This window comes from Streptomyces pyxinicus (assembly GCF_024753135.1).
GTDB lineage: Bacteria > Actinomycetota > Actinomycetes > Streptomycetales > Streptomycetaceae > Streptomyces > Streptomyces pyxinicus.
The window spans coordinates 84,789-103,781 of record NZ_JANUGP010000014.1 but is presented as its reverse complement, the minus strand read 5'-3'; the positions used below and the strand labels follow the sequence as shown (position 1 = coordinate 103,781).

16 protein-coding genes are annotated in these 18,993 nt (G+C 72.7%); 5 read left to right on the top strand and 11 right to left on the bottom strand.

The annotated features are described in order from the left end of the window. Window positions 1–118 precede the first annotated feature (118 nt). Together NX794_RS19700 and NX794_RS19695 are read right to left on the bottom strand one after the other, a co-directional pair. Entirely contained in the window at window positions 119–766 is a 648-nt protein-coding gene (locus tag NX794_RS19700; RefSeq protein ID WP_258779898.1) for a hypothetical protein, read from the bottom strand. Between the two features lie 30 nt (window positions 767–796). Further along, window positions 797–1,363 carry a CGNR zinc finger domain-containing protein gene (locus NX794_RS19695; RefSeq protein ID WP_258779897.1) on the bottom strand — a complete coding sequence of 189 codons (567 nt, stop codon included), beginning with the start codon at window positions 1,361–1,363 and terminating at the stop codon, window positions 797–799. 115 nt (window positions 1,364–1,478) lie between these two features. Between NX794_RS19695 and NX794_RS19690 the strand changes: the two genes are divergently transcribed. Further along, window positions 1,479–2,426 (top strand): alpha/beta fold hydrolase, encoded by a 948-nt coding sequence (locus tag NX794_RS19690; RefSeq protein WP_258779896.1) that lies wholly within the window; start codon window positions 1,479–1,481, stop codon window positions 2,424–2,426. 57 nt (window positions 2,427–2,483) lie between these two features. Here the strand turns inward: NX794_RS19690 and NX794_RS19685 are convergent, their stop codons facing one another. Both NX794_RS19685 and NX794_RS19680 read right to left on the bottom strand, forming a co-directional pair. Then, window positions 2,484–3,020 (bottom strand): hypothetical protein, encoded by a 537-nt coding sequence (locus NX794_RS19685; protein WP_258779895.1) that lies wholly within the window; start codon window positions 3,018–3,020, stop codon window positions 2,484–2,486. Window positions 3,021–3,386: 366 nt separating this feature from the next. After that, window positions 3,387–4,934, bottom strand: coding sequence for an MFS transporter (locus tag NX794_RS19680; RefSeq protein ID WP_258779894.1), 1,548 nt, complete (start codon window positions 4,932–4,934; stop codon window positions 3,387–3,389). 263 nt (window positions 4,935–5,197) lie between these two features. Between NX794_RS19680 and NX794_RS19675 the strand changes: the two genes are divergently transcribed. Beyond that, window positions 5,198–5,836: a TetR/AcrR family transcriptional regulator gene (locus NX794_RS19675; protein WP_258779893.1), complete on the top strand. Its 639-nt coding sequence runs from the start codon at window positions 5,198–5,200 to the stop codon at window positions 5,834–5,836. Window positions 5,837–6,293: 457 nt separating this feature from the next. On the opposite strand, the gene NX794_RS19670 is transcribed toward NX794_RS19675, so the two are convergent. The 3 genes from NX794_RS19670 to NX794_RS19660 are packed head-to-tail and all read right to left on the bottom strand — an operon-like array spanning window position 6,294 to window position 10,989. After that, window positions 6,294–7,613, bottom strand: coding sequence for an MFS transporter (locus NX794_RS19670; protein WP_258779892.1), 1,320 nt, complete (start codon window positions 7,611–7,613; stop codon window positions 6,294–6,296). After that, window positions 7,610–9,619 carry a PEP/pyruvate-binding domain-containing protein gene (locus NX794_RS19665; protein WP_258779891.1) on the bottom strand — a complete coding sequence of 670 codons (2,010 nt, stop codon included), beginning with the start codon at window positions 9,617–9,619 and terminating at the stop codon, window positions 7,610–7,612. The genes NX794_RS19670 and NX794_RS19665 overlap by 4 nt, the downstream gene beginning before the upstream one ends. Then, complete coding sequence (locus NX794_RS19660) at window positions 9,616–10,989, bottom strand: ATP-grasp domain-containing protein (RefSeq protein WP_258779890.1); 1,374 nt, start codon at window positions 10,987–10,989, stop codon at window positions 9,616–9,618. The genes NX794_RS19665 and NX794_RS19660 overlap by 4 nt, the downstream gene beginning before the upstream one ends. 251 nt (window positions 10,990–11,240) lie before the next feature. On the opposite strand from NX794_RS19660, the gene NX794_RS19655 reads away from it, so the two are divergent. From NX794_RS19655 to NX794_RS19645, 3 genes are all read left to right on the top strand, one after another. Continuing rightward, window positions 11,241–12,503: a PAS and helix-turn-helix domain-containing protein gene (locus NX794_RS19655; protein WP_258779889.1), complete on the top strand. Its 1,263-nt coding sequence runs from the start codon at window positions 11,241–11,243 to the stop codon at window positions 12,501–12,503. 118 nt (window positions 12,504–12,621) lie between these two features. After that, window positions 12,622–13,662: an AraC family transcriptional regulator gene (locus NX794_RS19650; protein ID WP_258779888.1), complete on the top strand. Its 1,041-nt coding sequence runs from the start codon at window positions 12,622–12,624 to the stop codon at window positions 13,660–13,662. A gap of 198 nt (window positions 13,663–13,860) precedes the next feature. Beyond that, window positions 13,861–14,703: an oxygenase MpaB family protein gene (locus NX794_RS19645; protein ID WP_258779887.1), complete on the top strand. Its 843-nt coding sequence runs from the start codon at window positions 13,861–13,863 to the stop codon at window positions 14,701–14,703. A gap of 27 nt (window positions 14,704–14,730) precedes the next feature. Here NX794_RS19645 and NX794_RS19640 read toward each other — a convergent pair whose 3' ends face one another. The 4 genes from NX794_RS19640 to NX794_RS19625 all read right to left on the bottom strand — a co-directional run bounded on the left by NX794_RS19640 (window position 14,731) and on the right by NX794_RS19625 (window position 18,981). Then, complete coding sequence (locus tag NX794_RS19640) at window positions 14,731–16,017, bottom strand: phosphatase PAP2 family protein (protein WP_258779968.1); 1,287 nt, start codon at window positions 16,015–16,017, stop codon at window positions 14,731–14,733. A gap of 191 nt (window positions 16,018–16,208) precedes the next feature. Next, window positions 16,209–17,462, bottom strand: coding sequence for an MFS transporter (locus NX794_RS19635; RefSeq protein ID WP_258779886.1), 1,254 nt, complete (start codon window positions 17,460–17,462; stop codon window positions 16,209–16,211). Beyond that, window positions 17,459–17,998, bottom strand: coding sequence for an ArsR/SmtB family transcription factor (locus tag NX794_RS19630; RefSeq protein ID WP_258779885.1), 540 nt, complete (start codon window positions 17,996–17,998; stop codon window positions 17,459–17,461). The genes NX794_RS19635 and NX794_RS19630 overlap by 4 nt, the downstream gene beginning before the upstream one ends. 104 nt (window positions 17,999–18,102) lie before the next feature. After that, window positions 18,103–18,981: a TauD/TfdA dioxygenase family protein gene (locus tag NX794_RS19625; RefSeq protein ID WP_258779884.1), complete on the bottom strand. Its 879-nt coding sequence runs from the start codon at window positions 18,979–18,981 to the stop codon at window positions 18,103–18,105. Window positions 18,982–18,993 lie beyond the last annotated feature (12 nt).

Here is an 18,993-nt window from a genome sequence, read left to right as displayed (position 1 = left end):
GCGAACGGCCCGGCCCGGCACTCCCGAGAAGGAGACCGCCGGGCCGTCCGGCATCTGAAGGAGGAGTCACGAGATCCGCGCCCTCACCGAGCTGTCCGCGCGACAAGGCGCGTGGGTCTCACGCGAAGTCGTACGCGGTGAAGGCGAGACAGACGATCGTCCCGTCCTCCTCCAGAGCTTCGTAGCCGTCCCGTTCCTCTCCCGTGACGGGGAAGAAGAAGGCGTTGCCGGCCCGGTCCGGGTCGGTGACGATCTCGGCGAAGTTGGCCCGGCGGCCCTCCGCGTCCCCCTCCGCGATGATCCGTCCGGCCTCGCGGACATCGGCCTCGGCGTCCCGTCCGGGGATGTTCACCGGGTCGAACGGTTCGCCGCACAGTACGGCGTATCCGTCCAGCGGCGCCGGTTCATAGCCGCCGTACCCGTCGTCCCAGTCGGCCGCGACGATCCGCTCCGGGTCCGCCAGGGGCAGGACGACCACGCCGACCCGGGCCACCGCCGGTCCGTCGCCGGCCCGGTGCCAGTGGAAACCCGCGTACACCGGGGCCTTGCGGAGGCCGGGCGGCAGGTCGTCGTGCACCCAGCGGCCGACGGCCGCCATTCCGTACCACGTGACCTGCTCCGCCAGCTCCAGTTCTCCCACGCGTGCGAACCATTCCGGCCGCGGCCCGCCGTGCCGGTCGACGTGGTCCGCCCAGCGCCACAACAGGGCGTCCATACCGGCCTCTTGGGCGGTCGCAGCGGGCGGCGAACTCTCGGTTGCTGTCATGGGGCACAGCATGGCAGGGCGGTGTGACAGTCACCGTTCGTGCCGGGTGCGCATGGCGTCCTTCTTGGCGCGGTTGCCGCAGGTTCCCATCGAGCACCAGCGGCGCGTGCGGCCACGGCTGGTGTCGAGGAACACCGCGACACAGCCGGTCCCGGCGCAGACCTTGACGGTGCCGGTCCTGACGCCGCCGAGGGTGTCGACGGCATCACCGGCGAGGACCGCCAGCGCGGACCGGGCGGGCGAGGCGCCCGGGAAACACCAGCCGGCACCCGCGTCGTCGAGCACCCGGTACGCGTCGCCGCGGCGGGACCACGCGTTCACGAGGGCGCGGTCCGCCTCGGCGGGTCGCTCCCCGTTCGCGACGGACCGGGCCGCGCGGTAGATCGACTCCCGCAGTTCCCGCGCCTCGCGCAGCAGTTCCTCGTCCACCGCCGGCGCTTCCGGGCCCAGACCGGCCGTGACCAGCCACTCCGCGAGGTCCGAGGGGTGGCACAGGTACTCCTTCGGCGTCGGAAGGGAGCGGCTCCTCAACGTCTTCGTGAAGCGAAGGCACAGGGGCTGCGATTCGACGCCCGTGTGCGTGCCGCCGTCCGTCACCGCGCACCTCCTCCTCGGCCGACACGCTCGACCGCAGAACCAGACTAGCCGGTTCACCGTAGGCCCTGCTACGTTCATGAACCAGCTAAGGCGGTTCCTCGGACAGGAGTGAGTGATGACCCTCGACCCAGCAGTGCCGGTGAGCGGATTCGGCACGGTCACGTCGGTGCCCGACCTGCCGGCCGGCTTCGGTGAACGGTTCCGGAGCCACCGTTACGACCTCGGCGACGTCACGCTGCACGCCGTCACGGGCGGCTCGGGGCCGGCCCTGCTCCTGGTGGGCGGCTGGCCGCAGTTCTGGTGGCAGTGGCGCAAGGTGATGCCGGAGCTGGCGGCGCACTTCTCGCTGACCGTCGTGGACCCGCGCGGGGTCGGACGGTCCGACCTGCCGGAGACGGGCTACGACAGCGTCACCGCGGCGCGGGATCTCGCCCGCCTCATGACGACGTTGGGGCACGAGCGTTTCCTGCTGGCGGGCCACGACGTCGGCATGATGCTGGCCTACGCCCTCGCCGCCGACCATCCCGGCCGGGTCACGCGACTCGTGCTGGCGGAGGCCGCCCTGCCGGGGATCTCCGACGATCCCAGCGCCCTCCCGGCCGCCAACCGCCCGGTCGCGGCCACCTGGCACTTCATGTTCAACCGGCTGTCCGCCGTCAACGAGAAGCTGGTCGAGGGGCGCGAGGACGTCTACTTCGGGGACCAGTTCGCCGTGAAGGGCGCCACGCCCACCGCGATGCCGGCCGACGTCGTTAACGTGTACGTCGACGCGCTTCGCCGGCCCGGCGCCCTGCGCGCCAGCTTCCAGTACTACCGCGCCCTGGACATGACGATCAGCCAGAACGCGGAGCGGGCCCGCACACCCCTGCCCATGCCCGTGCTCGCCGTCGGGGGCGCCGCCTCACGGGGCGCCGGTGTCGCCCGGGACGTAGAGCGCGTCGCGACGGACGTGACCGAGCTCGTGGTCGAGGGATGCGGACACTACGTGCCCGAGGAGACGCCCGCCGCGCTGACCTCGGCGATGCTGTCCTTCTTCACCGCCCCGGCGACGACTGCCCTTTAGACGGCTTAGACGGCTCCCCCTTGGGCGGCCGCCCTGCTCAGACAGCGGCCGTCGGCCTCAGTCCTCGTCCGTCTCCGCCAGCGCGCTGCTGATCAGGCGCGTGGCGAAGTCCGGGTCGCTGGTGACGCGGTTGATGTGTTCCGCCAGCAGGAAGGCGGTGGCCTCCAGGGGGTTCATCTCGTCGTAGGTCCAGCTCCCGTACTGTTCGCGCCACAGGCTGGGGCTCAGGCCGGTGCCCCCGGCGATGGCGAGGCCCGCCATGGTGGGGATGGTCTCGGGAGGGATGCTCTTGGGCATCATGCGCAGCGAGGCGACGAGGGTGGGCACCACGTACTCGATGACGTCCTTGCCCTGATCGTCGTGGACCATCCGGAGCCACTGCATGAACATGTAGATGATCGTGCAGGTGCCGTTCAGCACGTCGTCGACCCCCTCGGGTCCCAGCGACGAGATGAACTGGTCCAGCAGGAGCTGCTGTTCGGGGTCGTTGCCGGTACTGCCGGCCCGGATGGCCTGGAGCCGGGAGTCGACCATCAGGAGTGCCGCTCCCACATCGCCGACGGGGGCGTGTTCGGGACCGCAGGGCGATGACACGGACCTTCCTCCTCTGCCAGTGGCGGCGTGACGTCTGCGCGCGGTAATCGTCCGCGCACAGAGGGACGTCTGCGCACAGTAGCGGGGCCGGCAGGCGGGGATCAGGCGAATTCCGGCAGTGTCCCCGCACGAGGGAGGCCGGGAGCTGCCGGTCGGGGTCGCGTGCACGAGGTGGCGCCGGCCGGGCGGCTTCAGGAGGTGTACGGCCGAGTACCGCGGCAGGGCGGCGGCACAGGCGCCCTCCGCCTCGGCGAGTTCCTTGACCGCGTCGAACACGCGGGCGCCCGACTGTGTATCCGGTACACCCGCGTGGCCACGGCTGTTGCCACGCGGGTGTACCCCCCGGGGCGGGCGGCGCGGGGGCGGTCAGCGGCTGCTGCCGACCGCCGGGCGGGCCCCTTCGCGAGGAGCGTCCTGCGGGGGTGTCGCCCGACGGGCGGGCGCCAGGAGTACGGCCACGGCGACGGCGGCCAGGGCAGCGGCCACCCCGCCACCGAGGAGGGCGACGTGCATGCCGTCGACGAACGCGCCGCGCGCCTGCTCGGCGACCGGGCCGCCGACGGCGTGCGCGGCGGCCGGCGAGGACCGGGCGGCCTCGGCGACCTGGTCCGGCACACCGGCGGGGTGGAGGTGGTCCCGGTACCAGGCGCTCAGCAGGCTGCCGAGGACGGCGATGCCCAGGGCTCCGCCGAGTTCCCGGGCGAGGTCGTTCATCGCCGACCCGACGCTCTGCAGGGAGCGCGGCAGCGCGTCCGTGATGGCCGTGGTGGCCGGGGTCATGGCCAGACCCATGCCGGCACCCAGCGGGACCAGGCCGGCGGCGATCAGCCAGTAGGAGCTGTCCGCGTCGGCCCGGGAGAGCACGCCCATGGCCGCCGCCACGGCCAGCAGGCCAAGCGTCCAGGGCGCGCGGAAGCCGAACCGGGCCACCAGGCGCGGGGTGAGCCGGGAGACCGGCACCATGGCGAGGGCCATCGGGAACATCGACGCGGCCGCCACCAGGGCGCTGTCGCCGCGCACCAGCTGCAAGTACTGCATCATCACGAAGACGAAGCCGAAGAAGACGAAGAACTGGAGCATGATCGACAGTGATCCCGCCGCGAAGTGCCGGTCGCGGAACAGCCGTGGGTCCAGCAGCGGTTGCGGGCGGCGCAGTTCGTAACGGGTGTACCCGGCGAGTACCAGCAGGCCCAGACCGATACCGCCCAGGGTGAGCGGGTCGGCCCAGCCGCGGGTCGGTGCCTCGATGACCGAGTAGACCAGGGCGACCAGTCCGGCGACCGACAGGAGGGCACCGGTGACGTCCAGCCGGGGCCGGTTCGCCTCGGCCGACTCCGGTACGAAGACGAGGGTGCCCACGAGGGCGACGGCGGCCAGGGTCACGTTCAGCCAGAACGCCGAGCGCCACGACCACTGCTCCAGCAGCGCGCCGGTGGCGAAGACGCCGACCAGCGCCGCGGCACCGGCGACGGCCGCCCACACGCTCACCGCGCGCGCTCGCTGGGCGCGCGGGAAGGTGCTGGTGATCGTGGACAGGGTGGCCGGCATGACCAGCGCGGCGCCGGCACCGAGGACGCCGCGCAGGGCGATCAGGGCGGTGGGGCTGGTGGTGAGCACGGCCGCCAGGGAGCCCGCGCCGAAGACCGTGAGCCCGACCAGCAGGGCCCGGCGCCGGCCGAACCGGTCACCGAGGGCGCCGGCCGGCAGCAGCAGCGAGGCGAACACCAGGCTGTAGGCGTCGACGATCCAGGACAGGTCGGTCTGCGTGGCGTGCGTGTCCCGCGCGAGGTCGGGAAGCGCCACGTTCAGGGAGGCCATGGCCGCGACCACGGTGCCCAGGGCGAGGCAGGTGACGATCAGGACCCTGGTGTGGCGTGACGCCGGCGGGGCCGCGGTGGCGGTGAGCGAGGGCATGCGGTGCCTTCCTTCGTCGTAGCCCGGACCTGTCAGTGCGGGCGACCGCGACCAGACTCGCCACGCCTGGCCTCCGACGACCAGCCCGATGAAATTCACCGGGCCGGGCGGCAGCGCCGCTCTCCAGGCCGGGTGCGCTCCGGCGACTGGACGCTGACCTGCTACTTTCCTGCTACGACGACGCCTGCCCGGCCCCCAGGCAGGTCACGGACGTCGACGGATTACGCGGGATTCGCGACCGGTGATGAATTAGCATCTCGGAGGTGACGGACACCGAGCCCAGACGCGGGCGCAGGCCGGGCAGGCCGGACACCCGCCGGGTGATCCTGGACGTCGCCCGGCGGCGCTTCGTCCAGGACGGCTACCGCGCGGTGACCATGCGGTCGATCGCGGCGGAGGCGGATGTCGACCTCGCCCTGCTCAGCTACTACTTCGGCTCCAAGAAGGGCCTCTTCGGAGCCGCCCTCGCGCTGTCCGTCAACCCGGCCGAGGTCCTGGCGCGGTTGCTGGCCGACGACAACGGCCTGGACACCTTCCCCGAACAGGTCCTCCAGCAGGTCCTCGCCGCGTGGGAGGGGCCGCAGTCCGGCGCCGCCCTGGTCGGCATGTTCAAGAACGCCGTCGGCGACGACGCCCTCGGAGCCCTGATCAGGGAGGCCCTGGAGGGAGAGATCGTCGACCGGCTCGCCGACCTCGTCGGCGGACGCGACGCCCGCCGGCACGCCGCCGCCTTCACGACCGTCATGGCCGGGCTGATCACGGCACGCTACGTACTGCGTCTGGAGCCCGTCGGCTCCATGAGCCGGCAGGACGTCATCCGCCTCTTCGCCCCGCAGCTCCGGCTGGCCCTCGGCATGCCACCGCGCCTCCGCCGCCCCACGGGGTCGGCGGCCCAGCTCTGACAGGCGGTGGCATGAGCTGCCGTTCCACGGCACCGTGCCGCGACAACAGGGTCCGGATGACCGAGATACGCCTGTCCCGCATGGAAGGCACACTCCGGAACTCCCCTCCTGATCTGGCCGCGCACTCCTCTTGGTGCCTCGGTACCGGCAAGGCGCCGGCGACGGCGGTCGTCACCGGCGTCCACGCGCCGACCGACAGCTTCGCCCGAGCGCGCTCCGTGCGGATCGGGGAAAGTCCCTGGGGTTCCCGTATCGCTAGGCCCTGTCGTCAAACTCCCGCCTGCTCCGCGACGCCATGCACGCACTCTCGCCGCACCGGGCCCTGACCCAAGTACGTCCAGTACGAGGATCAGGGCCCGGCACTCCCCCAGCCTCCGGCCGGGGGGACCCCCAGAGCACGCACCTGACGCCGCGAAGCCCGCCCTCCGGGCGAACGGCGGGAGTTTGACGACAGGACCTAGCGGGGTGCCGCGCCTTCGTCCACGGGGAGCGGTACCGGCTCGTGCGGTGGGCGGGCGGGGTCGGGCGTGGCGCGTGCGGTGCCGATCGGGCGTGTGTGGCGCAGTCCCAGGAGGAGTGCCGGGGTCAGGACGCAGGTGGCCGCGGCGCTCTGCCACAGCAGCGCGTCCAGGTGGCCCGCCGCCAGGTACGCGCCCGCGGCCACCGCGGCGAGCGCGCAGACACCGCGGTCCACGATGCTCTCCACCGACAGGAGTGTGGCGCGGGGGGCGTCCTTCGGGATGGCGTCGTTGACCAGCTTGCGCTGGACCGGATACACGAACCCGGTGAGCGCGGCGAACCCGCACAGCAGGGCCACCACGGTCCAGGGGGCGGCGACGGCGGTCGCGGCGAGGGCCGCGGCGAGCGCCACGCTCAGCAGCGACACCCAGGCGGCCGGCGACAGCCGGCGGCCCAGCCACTGGGGGCGGGCCGAGGAGACGGCCTCGGCGACCGTCATCGCCGCGAGCACACCCCCGTGCGCGCCCTCCTTGATGCCGTGCTCCAGCAGGATCGGCTGGAACAGGTTGACCTGGCAGATCCGGGACAGCGTGAAGACCGCGACGCCCTGGGCCATGAGCAGCGCCAGCCAGGGTGATGCCCGCAGCGCTCGCAGGGCGGCGCCCGTGTCGCGCAGCAGTGTGCCGCGGCGCCGCCCGGACGTCCCCTGGGGGGCGAGTCGTGGCAGGGCGAGCGCACAGCCGAGGGAGCCGGCCGCGCTCGCCGCGCTGAGCACGTAGGGGGTCTGGGGGGCCAGGGCCATCAGGGGTCCGACCAGCGGCCAGCAGACCACCTTGGCGGCCAGTCCCAGCGCGCGTGCCGTGCCCTCGGCCCGCAGGTAGTGGGTGCCGGCGCCCTCGGCGTGCAACCCGTCGTACAGGTAGGCGCTCGCCGCGCCGGAGGTGAGCGAGCGGCCGGCGGCGATGGCGAGGAAGTGCGCGAGGAAGCCCGGATACGACGGTGACAGCACCGGGAGCAGGTTCGCCGCCGTCATCACCACGGCGCCCGCGCGCAGGCAGTTGCGGGTGCCGATACGGTCGGCGATCACTCCCGTCGGTATCTCGAAGAGGCAGAAGGCGATGTAGTAGATGCTCTGGATGCCGAAGATCTGCACGTCGGAGAGGCCGGCGTCACGCTGGTAGGCGTAGAAGACGGGCATCCACCACAGCAGGTTGAACAGGAGCTGGAAGCCGTTGTTGAGTCGGATGACGCGCCGGGCGGCGGGTGAGGGCGCCGGCCCCGGGGACCGGGTGAGCGGTCCGCGCGGTCGGCCCCTCATCGGGCGTAGGGGCGGATCTGGACGATGTGGAAGTCACCCTCGGCCGTCATCAGCCACTCGATGTCGAGGGCGCCGTCGGGGTCGTCCTCGCTGAAGTGCGACTGCAACAGGCGCCCGACCAGGGCCAGTTCGGCCAGTTTCGCGCGTGTCGCGGCGGGCAGGTCGGTGCCCTCGGAGCCGACGTCGACCGTACGGCCGCCGCCCTCCACGGTGTTGTAGAGGTACTGCTGGGGCAGGACCGTGCCGTCGACCACCCGCTCGGGGGAACCGGGCGTGCAGTTAAGGTACACGTTGCGGAAGTCCTCGCGCCTGGTCGGGTCGCAGGTCACCAGCACCCCGCCGAGGACGGCCGGCGTGTACTCCTGGACGATCACGCCCATGTAGGTGTCGTCCAGCGAGATCCCGGCCTGGTGCCGCAGCCGCACGCTGCGCGGGGACAGCAGGGAGGCCCACACCTGCCGTACGGCGTCCAGGAGTTGGCCGGGGCCGTGCACGGTGGTGACCGAGTCGTACATCCCGGCGGCGGAGAAGCCCGGCAGGTCCTCGGCGTTGGAGGAGGAGCGCACCACGAGCCGGCGGGTGCCGGGCAGGCCGGGCAGCGAGCCGGTGACGGCACGCGCCACCTCGCCGGGCAGGTCGGTGGTGCGCACCAGGTGCTGGAGGCTCAGGCACAGCGGGTCGACCATGTCGTAGGCCTCCAGCTCCAGGGCCATCTTCAGCTTGCCGATGCCCTGTTGGAGGGCGGGCGAGGAGGTCAGGAAGAGGTGGTGCAGCCAGAACGGCAGCGCCACCCCGGCGGGTGCGCGGACGGTGTCGGCCACGCGCCGGGCCGCCGCCGCCCGGAGCCGCTCCCGTGCCGCTCCCGGTTCGCCGAGCCGGGCGGCGAGATGGCCGAGCAGGTCGGGGCGTGGCGGACGGGGGCGGGCGTAGAACGCCGTCAGGTCCGCCGTGCGGCTGTCCAGGACGTGGTGCAGTTCTCCGAGGCCGGCGGCCTTGGTGCCGTAGCTGTCGCGGTCGGTGCGGCGCAGCCGGTGCAGGTCCAGGACCGGTATGTCCGCCAGCAGGGGTGTCCCGATGCGGATGCGCTGCTGGTGCCAGGCGGGCTGTCGCAGGTCGGGGGCGTTGGAGAGCCGCTCCAGGGTGACGGTGTCCTCGCGGACGCGGTAGCGCACCCAGGCGCCGTCCAGGTCGCCTTGCCGTACCAGGTCGTCCAGGTCGCGGACGATCGCGTTGGGGATGCCCCAGCCCGAGGCGAGGACGTTGGTGTGCGACAGGGGTGTGATGGGGGCGGTGTTGACGAAGCCGGCGACCCGGGGCACGTCGTCGGGCAGGCACGGCATCGCGACGATGTCCGCCCAGCCGAGGTCCGCGGCGGCGGCGTCGTACTCCTGCCGGGTGCGGAAGTGGCGCAGCCGTCCCTCGGCCTCGCCGGGGTTGAGGCAGGTGCGGGTGCGGTTGCCGAACAGCTCATGGCTGAGGATGCGCGGCACGCGGGCCTCGTTGACCGAGGCGAGTTCGTGCTCCTGTCCGTGGTTGGCGGGCTTCAGCAGCAGCGGGAGGCGGCCGTCCACCCGGCCGCGCACCGTGCGGTAGAACTCCTCCAGCAGGGCGCCGTGCATGGTGTCCGCCTCGGTGGTCTCCAGTACCAGGAAGGGCCGTTCGGTGCCGTCCGCTTCCCGTTCGGCGTGCAGTGACAACACCCCGAGGAGGAAGCGGCGTTCGGGGTCGGTGTAGACGGAGGCGTTGAACGCGTCCAGCCGGGCGTCGAGTTGCTCCCGGGTCATGCCGAGCACCCGGGTGGCGATGTAGTCGACGTGGAACGGGTGCGCCTGGGTGTCCAGGAGGTGCCAGGTGTCCTCGGCCCGGTCCACCACGACCTTCAGGTAGGGGTGTCCGGCGAGCACTCCGGACAGGGTGCGGAACAGCGGCAGCGACAGGTTGGCGCCGACCACGGTGCGGTCGCCGGCGGCGTCCGGGACGCCCGCCGTCTCGGGTGCGAGCGTCATGCCGGCACCCCCTCGGTGCCGGCCGCGGGCAGGATGCGCGGCAGGGCGTCCACCAGGGCGGCGAAGTCGCGGACCACCGTCTCGGGCCGGTCGGCGGAGAGCAGGCACAGCCCCGCCATGGTGTTGGCGCCGGCCGCCGGGTCGTAGACCGGTACCGGGGTGCCGTCCGGCAGCGAGCTCTCGCCGACGACGGTCAGGGTGCTGCGCGCGCCGACCGGCGCGGAGCGGACGACCGCCGGGGCGTCCCACAGGTGGCGTCGCCGCCAGGGCGCGCCGTCGCCGTCCACGGCGAGCACCACCAGGGATCCGGCCGCGCCCTCGGCGTCGGCGGGTGTCAGCGCGCGTGCCGGCCAGGCGGGCGCCCGGCCCAGCAACTGGTCGGTGAACAGGCCGGCCAGGTCGAGGCCGAAGACCTCCTCGATCTGCGGCACCGTCATCGCGCCGCCGAACCGGGCGGCCGTCTCGATCACCCACATACGGCCGTCCGCGCCCAGCTTGATCTCCGTGTGCGTACCGCAGTTCTCCAGCCCCAGGGCGTCCACCGAGCGCCGGGCCAGCTCCACGATCCGGTGCTGCGCCGCCGTACCGACCGCGGCCGGGGTGATGCCGGCACGTTCGGTGAAGGGCGCGACCGTCGGTATCCGCCCGCTCAGGCACACCGGGTGGAAGACGCCGTCGGCGACCACGCCCTCGACACTGACGTAGTCGCCCCAGCCGGCGCCGTCGAACCACTCCTCGGCACAGCCGCTGACGATCTCCTCGACGATGAAGTCCTCGCCCGCACCCGCGACATGCAGCTCGGCGAAGCCCAGCCGGGCGGATTCCGCCATCACCGCGCGCGAGCGTGCCCAGGCCTGGAGCAGCCGTCCGGGCTCGGTGATGACCTGGTGCGCGGTCGAACCGGCGCTCCAGGCGGCCTTCAGCAGCAGTGGGTACGACAACTCCGCCGCCGCATCCCGCAGTTCGTCGGCGGTGGTGACGGCACGGAACCGCGGCTGGGGGATGCCGTGTCCCGCCCAGGCGGTCCGCATCAGGCGTTTGTCGCGGGCGAGGGCGGCGGCGGGCCCGGCACCGCGCAGCCCGAGCCGCCGGCAGGCCTCGGCGACCGCGACCACCGCGTACTCGGAGAAGGTGAGGACGGCGTCCGCGCCGACGGCCCGGGCGCGTTCGGCGACCAGCTCCGCGAGGTCGGGCCCGTGCCCGTGCCGGGGGGCGACGACCGAGGCGCACAGCCGGTCCGCGTCCGCCGCCACGGCGGGCGGCAGCTCGCTGAGCGCCAGCAGGTGCACGGAGGCCCGCGCGGCCACCCGGGGCAGGGTGTGCCCCACCGGCGGACCACCCTTGGCATGCACGTACAGCACCTTGCTCACGGATCTCAACTCCTCTGACTTCGGGGCTCGTTCCGGCGGACGTCCGCCGGGGGCCCGTTTCCAGCGAAGCAGCCCGGATGCCCGGCGCCCGCCACGGGAAGCACGAACCTCTCAGGCAAATGCCTGAATCGGGCGCATCTCCCGCGTGCCGCCGTGACGCTCCCGGGGTGTCCGGCATGCGGGACGCGCGCACGGGATACGCATGGGGTGTCACTCCACGTCATGTCGTTGCATCCTTGAGGAGTTGGGCCGTGGACGAGGTCGATCTCAAGACGCTGCTCGCGCCCCTGCCCGTGCTCTGGTGGGAGGTCGACGGCACCCGGGAGGAGGTGGTGGCCAGCGGGGGCGGTGCCCTGGCCGACGACCACACCGTCCGCCGTTTCCTCCACGCGCTGCGCGAGGACCGCGAGAGCACTCCGGCACCCGCCGAAGGTTTCGACCGGGTGGGCTTCGAGGGCCGGGCCTTCGACATCAACCGGTGCGGCGACCGAGGCGTGGCCGTCGAGATCGGCGGCGGACCCGACGGCGCCGGACCCTACGCGTCGTTCGCCGAACTGGCCCCCGCCGCCGCGTTCGTACGGGACGCCGGGGGCCGCTATCTGTGGGCCAACCACGCCTACGCCCACCTGTACGGCACGACCCGGGACGCGGTGATCGGCCGGCATCTCACCGAGGTCGACGAGCCCGACGACGTCTCCCGGTTCCTGGCGCTGGACGAGGAGATCCTCTCGGCGGGCGCCTCCGTGCGGCACACCCTCGCCTACCGGCGCGCGGACGGCACCGCAGGGCAGGCGGCGGGCCACCGGTTCCCGGTCCGCTGGGGCGGCCGGCGGTGCGTGGCGGGCATCTACGTCGACGTCACCGACCACGCCCGCGCACTGGACCAACGGCACCGCGTGGAGGAGGACTTACGCGCCCTGCGCGACCACAGCGGGCTGCCCTGCCTGCGGCTGTCCGCCGACGGCCTGGTGGGCGAGGCCAGTTCCACCGTCGCCGAGCTGCTGCGCCTGCGCCCGACCGATCTCGTCGGACTGCCCGTCGACACCCTGCTGGCGCAGACTCCCGAGCGCACCGCCCTGCACCGGATCTGGGGCGACCTCGTCGGCGGGCGGCGCCGCAGCGCCCGCACCTGCGCCGTGCTGGTCGACGGGGAGCACTGGCAGCGCCGGGCCCGGGTGCACCTGAGCACGGTGCGCCGCACGGCCGGGTCGGCGCCGGGCGTGTGGGCCGTCGTCACGCACCTCGGGCTGCGCCACGAGGCGCACCCGCCGCTCACGGCCGCCCAGGTGCGCATCCTCACCCTGCTGGCCGCCGGGCGCAGCAACGCGGACATCGGGAAGGTGCTGCACCTGTCCCGGCAGACGGTGGACTACCACCTGAGCCGGCTGCGCGACCTGCTGGGCGCGGCGACCCGCCCGGCGCTGGTCGCCCGCGCCTACGTGCTCGGCATCCTGTCACCGCAGGCCTGGCCGCCCCGCTCGGCCTCGGCACCGCACCCGCTGAGCCCGGCCTGACCTTCCGTACGCGGCCCACTCCCCTGCTGAAAGGATTCTTCTCCGCCTTCCCGACGGAGTGGCCCGGCGGCGCCGGGCACCGGTCATGCGGGTGTGGCCGCGTGGTTAACTACCGTCTGTGTTGCCCGAATCCACCTTCTGCACCGAGGACCTGCCGGCGAGCGACCGTTTCGAGGCATGGACGCAACGGCTCGGGAACACGCACGCGCCGATGCATCTGAGCAGCGAGCGCACCGCCGACTACCGGGGGCACCAACGGGTGCTGGCGCTCGGCGACGTGACGGTGTGGCCGGCCACCTTCGACCATCTCGTCTTCCACCGCACGCCCCGGCTCGTCCGCCAGTCCGACCCGGAGGTGCTGCACCTGTCCCTGCTGCGACGCGGTGCCGGCGCGGCGAGTTGGGGAAGGCAGCAGGTCGGCTACCGGATCGACGACTTCCACGTCAACTCCTCCTCGCTGCCGTACGAGATCTCCACCGGGCACGACCCGGTCAGCATCATCGGCGTGGAGATCCCGCGCACCGCTCTGGGGCTGCGGGCCGGCCAGGCCGAACAGGTCGTGGGGCGCAGGGTGTCCGGTCGTGAGGGAATGGGCGCGCTGCTGGCCGGCCTCCTGGTCCAACTGACGTCGGACACCTCCTCGTACCGGACGGCCGACGCCGCGAGGCTGGCCACGGTCGTCACGGACCTGGTGACCGCCGTCTTCGCCCATGCCCTGGATGCCGAGGAGTTCCTGGCGCCCGAGACGCACACGCGCACTCTGACCCTGCGCATCAAGTCCTTCGTCCGGCAGCACCTGGGCGATCCGGACCTCACCCCCGCCTCGATCGCCGCCGCCCACCACATCTCCCGCAGCTACCTCTACCGCCTCTTCCAGGCGGAGGGGCAGACGGTCGCCGCGTACATACGCGACCAGCGCCTGGCCGGAGCCCATGCGGAACTCACCGATCCGCGTCTGCACACCCTTCCCGTCCACGCCATCGCCGCCCGCTGGGGCTACACCCGCCCCGGCGACTTCACCCGTGCCTTCCGCACCGCCTACGGCATCACACCCCGGGAGAGCCGGCTGCGGGCCCTCCAGCAGCTGTCTGTGGACGCCGTGCACAGCACAGTGGACACCACGCGCATGACACCCCCCGCCCCGCTCCCGCACCATTGACCACGGCCCCCACACCGGGCCAGTGCCGAAAGACGTGCCAGGGCCACGGGGGTGCCCTGACACCCGGCGCGGCACTCGTGCCGGCGGTACCGGTCGCTCACGGACCGGTTCCGCCGGCGCCGCCCACGGCGTCCCCGTCCTCCCGTCGGCACCGTGTCGCTCCGTGCGGGACACTGGGGGGCAGGACGGGAGGCCGTGATGCTGACGGACGTACGGGAACAACTGGGCAGGGCCCTGTTCCGGCGGGTGGCCGGTCCGGACGGGCCGGGCAACCGGGCTCGGATCCACGGCACGCCCGGACCCCGGTGGTTCGCACCCGACCGCCCCATCCGCACGGTCCACGGCGACGCCTCGATGTTCATCGGCGGGATCAGCGCCCTGCTGCTCCAGTCCCTGCACCCGCTCGCCATGGCGGCCGTCGCCGCCCACTCCGGCTTCCGGGGCGATCCGTGGGGCCGGCTCCAGCGCACCAGTACCTTCCTCGCGGTGACGACGTACGGCACCGCGGTCGACGCCCAGCGGGCCGTCGACCACGTCCGTGCCATCCACGAACGGGTCCGTGGCACGACGGCGGAGGGAGCGGCCTACCACGCGGCCGACCCGCACCTGCTCGGCTGGGTGCACGCCGCCGAGACGGACAGTTTCCTGCGCGCCCATCAACGCTACGGGGCCACGCCCCTCGACACCGCGGGCTGCGACGCCTACGTGGCCGACACCGCGCGGATCGCCCGGGCACTGGGCGTGGCCGACCCGCCCCGTGACCTGAGTGAGCTGAGCGAACGCCTCGCCGGCTACCGGCCCGAACTGCGCGCCACCCCCGAGGCACGCGCCACCGCGCGCTTCCTCCTCCTCCAGCCCCCGTTGCCGCTCATCGCACGGCCGTTCTACGCCGGGCTCGCGGCGAACGCCGTCGCGTCGCTGCCGCCGTGGGCGCGCGGCATGCTCGGGCTGCCGTCCGTCCCCGTCGTCGAGGACATCGCCGTACGCCCCGCCGGCCGACTCCTGACCAGGACCATCCGCTGGGCCATGTCACCTCGGTGACGTCGGACAGCGACGCGCCCTCGCCCCTCAGACCGGTTCGGGCTGCGGTTCCGGCCGGGGGGCTGGCACGGCAGTCGGCTCCCACAGCTTGGTGGTTCTGAGGTAGCCGTAGATCACCGAGATCATCGCCAGGACGAGGAGCGGTCCGAATACCGCGGGATGCCGGGCCATTTCCATGGGCAGATAGCGGTACGACGCGACGAGCGCGGTGAAGACCACGGTGCCGTAGCCGACCAGGTGGATTCCCGCCCGGTCCCAGCCCCGGTCGAGTGCGCGCAGGGCCGCTTCCACGGTGAGCGCGAAGACGACGCCGGCGATGAGGTCCGCGCCGTAGTGGTAGCCGAAGCCCAGGGTCGCGGTGAGCGTGGCGACCAGCCAGAACGTGCCCGCGAAGCGCAGGGCGCGTGGGCCCTTGCGGGTGTGTACGAAGATCGCGGTGGCCCACGCGGTGTGCAGGCTGGGCATGCAGTTGCGGGGTGTGATGTCGTCGTAGAGCACCGGGTGCGGGGCGGTGACCGGCGGCAGGGTGTCCGGCCAGATGTTGGCCACCGCCCAGTGCGGGCCGCCGGTGCCGGAGGCGCCCGGGCCGTAGGCGAAGACCGGTCCGACCACCGGGAAGAGCATGTAGACGGCCGGTCCGAGCAGGCCGATCACCAGGAAGGTGCGCACCAGGTGGTGGCTCGGGAAGCGCCGCTCGGCCGCCACGTTCCGCAGCTGGTACACCGCGACGACGATCGCGGCCACCGCGAGCTGGGCGTAGATCAGCCCCAGGAGATGGGGACCCACCGGATCGGTGGCCCGGACGATCCGGCCCACCAGCCAGGACGGGTTGCCGAGCGCGTGGTCGGCGGTCGCCACGTACGGGTCGAGCACCGTCGGGCGGGTCTTCGACGTGATGAGCAGCCAGGTGTCACCGGTCTTGCGCCCCGCCACCAGCAGCAGGCCGAGACCCACCCCCTTGAGCAGCAGGAGGCGTTCGGTGCCGGTGCGGCGCGTGACGGCGATGACCGCGCAGCCGAGCATCACCCACAGCGCGCCGTTGCCGAAGGAGCGGCCGTCGGTCACCTCGACGCCGGCCGCCCACCGGGCCAGTGCGAAGACCAGGTCGATGCCGATCGCCGCACCGGCCGCGATGAACCGCTGCCGCCAGGTGAGCACTACCATCGTCAGCGCGAGACCGCCGTACAGCGGACCCGGTTTGGGAGGCAGGACGAGTTCTTGCGCCTGGACCGTCAGCGGCCCGGGTACGCCGCAGTAGCGGCGTGCGGCGATCTCCAGCGCGACGAAAAACCCGAGGGCCACCACCCCCGCCATGGCCCAGAGCGCGACGCGCGGCTGCCGCCGCACGGCCGACACGAACTTCCCGCTGAAGCGGGAGGAGCCCCGCGCTGTTCTGGATATCAATGGTCCGGCCGGTTTGCTTGACATGGGTGGGTGAGGGACGAGCGAGGCGAGGGACATCATCGCAAAGCTCGAACATGTTATCGGAGTGGGGTCGCATCACACTACGAAGCGAGGACGGTCGCGGGCAGCGCGGCGGCTCGCAGCGCCGCCTCGACCCGGCGATTGCTGGTCATGGTCGCGGTGACCGCGGTCATGGCGAGGAGGAGGCCGGCGGCGGCGCAGAGCGGGGTGCGTACGTCGTAGGTGGTGGCCAGCCAGCCGCCGAGGAAGGCACCGAACGGGGCGGCGCACATGGCGAGCATGCGGGAGGTGGAAGCGACCCGGCCCATGAGGTGGGCGGGGACGATCGCTTGTCGCAGGGAGGGCCCGAGCACCATCGTGGCACCCATGCCCGCGCCGCACACGGCGAGCGCGAGACCGGCGACGTACGGGTTCGGGGCGGCGGCGAGGCCCAGGATGGCCAGTCCCTCGACTGCAGCCGTGCAGGTGAGCGCGGCGCCGGTGCCGAGTCGTCGGCCGAGGAAGGAGGCGATGCCCGCGCCCAGCAGGCCGCCGGTGGCTTCCGCCGTGAGAAGCAGGCCGAAGCCGAAGGTGCCGATGCCGAGACGATCGTGCGCGAAGAGGGCCAGTACGGTCTCCACGGCGAGGAAGGCGATGTTCCCGACCGCCGGACGCAGCGCGAGTCCGAGCAGCAACTGATCCCGGAACACGTAGGAGGCGCCTGCCCGCGCCTGCCGCAGCAGCGACTCGCGGGCCCGCGGCACGGGCCGGGGTGCGGCCGGCAGTGACCGTACGAGCAGTGCGGAGAGGGCGAACGAGACCGCGTCGGCGAGCAGCGGGACCGCCCGTCCGAGCGTGAGCAGGGCACTGCCCGCGGGCGGCCCGGCGAAGCCGGACGCGGCGGTCTGGGCGCCCCGCAGACGGGAGTTGGCGCGCTGCAGGAGCGCGGGTTCACGGCCGAGCAGATCCGGCAGGTAGGCCGTGGCGGCCGTGTCGAAGAAGAGTCCGCCGAGGCCGAGGAGGAAGGCGACCGCCGCGAGCAGCGGGATGCTCAGCACGTCGAGCGCGGCGGCGACTGCCGGTATCGCGAGCAGCACCGCGCGCAGCACGTCCGTGGCCCACATCGTGCGCCGACGGTCCCAGCGGTCCACCAGCGCACCGCCGATCACCCCGAAGAGCAGCCACGGCAGCGTTCCGGCAGCCGTGACGACGGCGAGCGCCATCGGGTTTCGTGTCAACGTCAGCGCGAGCAACGGCAGTGCGGCATGTGTCACCCCGTCCCCGAGTGAGGACACCGTCTGCGCGGTCCACAGACGCGCGAACCCGGTCGGCAACTTCTCATGGACCGAGGTCACTTGGCCTCCCCCTCGGCCTGCTCGCGCGCTGCCGGGTGGAACAGCGCGAAGACGAGTGAGGCGTCCGGCAAGGACGGATCGGACAGCTCCCGGTACTCGTCCGCCAGTGCCTCAAGCCGGGCTCCCAGCTCCACGAACTGCTCCTGGGTGAGCCGCAGATGCGCCATCCGCACATGCCGCTCGCCCTCCACCGGCGCAGCCTCCAGGTCCGCCACCGCGTGCCGCATCAGTACATCCGGGCCCCCCTCGCCCGGATCAGGCAGCACGATCGCTCGCGCGGCCATCGCGTAGTACCGCTCGGTGACCCCCCGGACCTTGCGGGTTCGTACCACCTTCACCAGGCCGGCCCGCTCCAGCAGCCGTACGTGATAGCTGGAACTTCCCTTCGCCAGGCCCACTCGCTCGGCGATCTGCGTGATCGACGCGGGCTCGAAGCGGAGCACGGCCATGATCCGGTGACGCGTGAGGTTGGAAACGGCGCGCAGCTGCTCGTCAGTGGTGACGTGGAACGTCTCGGGGAGATCGTCGGTAGGCATGACTGCAATGGTCAACACTTCTTGACCATTGCGCAAGGGGTTTTCGGTTTCCGGGGCCGCCCCTGGTGCGGCCAGGGGCGGCGGGCCGCTCGGAGCCGGCCGGTTCAGGCCTTGAGCGGGGAGCCGTCGATGGCCACGCGGCGGCCCTCGCGGGTGAGCGGGAAGTAGTCCCAGACGGCGTGGTGCTGGACGCTGCGGTTGTCCCAGAAGACAAGGGTCCGCTCCTGCCAGCGCACCCGGCAGTGCAGCAGCGGGGTGCGGGCGATGTGGGCGTACAGCATGTCCAGCAGGGCGTCGCTCTCGCCGCGGGAGAGCTGGGTGATGTGCGAGGTGTAGGGGGCGTTGACGAACAGCAGCTTGCGGTCGTTCTCGGGGTGCCGTACGACGACGGGGTGTTCGGTGCGCGGCACGTCGTACTCGGGCGGCGGGGTCAGCCCGGCGGCGGTCCAGGGCAGAGCACCGTCGTGCAGGGCGGTGAGGCTGTCGAGGAAGCCGCGCAGGGCGGGTGAGAGCAGTTCATAGGCGAGGTGCATGTTGGCGAACAGGGTGTCGCCGCCGCTGCCGCCCTCGGGCATGGTGGTGATGTAGAGCATGGAGCCGAGGGAGGGTTCGGGGTCGGCGGTGCCGTCGGCGTGCCAGCCGTTGCCGGCGACGGCCTTCGACTCCTTGTCGGCCTTGATCTCCAGGATGTGCGGGTCGGACCCCTCGCGCGCGAGGGCGACGGGGTGCAGCGCTCCGAAGACCTCCGCGAACCGCTTGTGCCGTTCCGGGGTGAGGTCTTGGTCGCGGAAGACCAGGACGTGGTGGGTGCGGAAGGCGTGCTTGAGTTCCTTCTCCTGCTGGGGCGTCAGCTCGCGGGACAGGTCGAGGCCCGTGACCTCCGCGCCCAGCACGGGGGTGATCGGGGTGACGGTCAGGGTGTCGTACGGCTCGGCGGGGCGGGTGGTGAGCCGTTCGACGGCCTCCAGCGCGTAGTCCTCCATGAGCAGCCTCCG